The 803-nt window shown below is 65.6% G+C and carries 1 protein-coding gene and 1 pseudogene; both read right to left on the bottom strand.

Translation table 11 applies throughout. The features are described from left to right. Window positions 1-196: hypothetical protein (locus tag JCM19049_RS21555; RefSeq protein WP_279403430.1), on the bottom strand; the 196-nt coding region annotated here is incomplete at its 3' end. Window positions 197-208: 12 nt separating this feature from the next. Further along, a pseudogene (scpB, locus tag JCM19049_RS21550) lies at window positions 209-798 on the bottom strand (SMC-Scp complex subunit ScpB). Window positions 799-803 lie beyond the last annotated feature (5 nt).

Raw genomic sequence — 803 nt, 5'->3', positions numbered from 1 at the left:
CGGAGAACTTGCCCCCGGAGCGGGCGCCAAACTGGTTGCCGCCGGTCGCTTGCCGCCGGACTGGGACCGGTTCCGGCCCCCACGCGGGTTGCGGGGGTGGATGAACCTTGTTCATGTCGAATCTTCTTTGCTCTTGCGTTGCACGTGCTGCTGCCCCGCCCAGGTGGCGGCGCATCGCGACCAGGGGCAACGGCACCGGGGCGTTGACCTAGTCGTCGAAGGTTGCCGAATCCAGCGATTCGAGGTCCGCGACACCGGGCAGGTGCGGGGACAGGGGCGGCAGCTCATCCAGGCTGGACAGGCCCAGCCGCTCCAGGAAGTACTCCGTGGTCTGGTAGAGCGCTGCTCCGCCGTCGCCCACTTCCGGATAGTGCGCGATCAACCCCCGGTTCAGCAGTGTGCGCACCACCGAGTCGACGTTGACCCCTCGAATCGCCGATATCCGTCCACGTGAGACCGGCTGTCGGTAGGCGATGACAGCCAGGGTTTCCAGGGCCGCCTGGCTCAGGCGCGCTGTTTGCCCATCGAGAACATAGCTGGAGACGAAATCGGCATAATCGCGACGCGAATAGATGCGCCACCCGGAGGCGACGCGTCGAAGTTCGAATCCGCGCGGACGATCCCTACTATCATACTCGCTTGCCAGCGCCCGAAGGCCTGAGTGATACGGATCTCCGAAACCTCGAAGATCTGCGCCAAACGCTGTTCTGACACGGGCTGATCGGCGACCATCAGCACCGCCTCCAGGCCCGCGGGCAGCCCGCCGGGCAGCTGGTCGATCGCAGCCGACTCATCCATGGACC

The organism is Arthrobacter sp. JCM 19049 (genome assembly GCF_001310435.1).
Note: the sequence above shows the minus strand (reverse complement) of the source record. Positions and strands in the feature narration are given on the sequence as shown.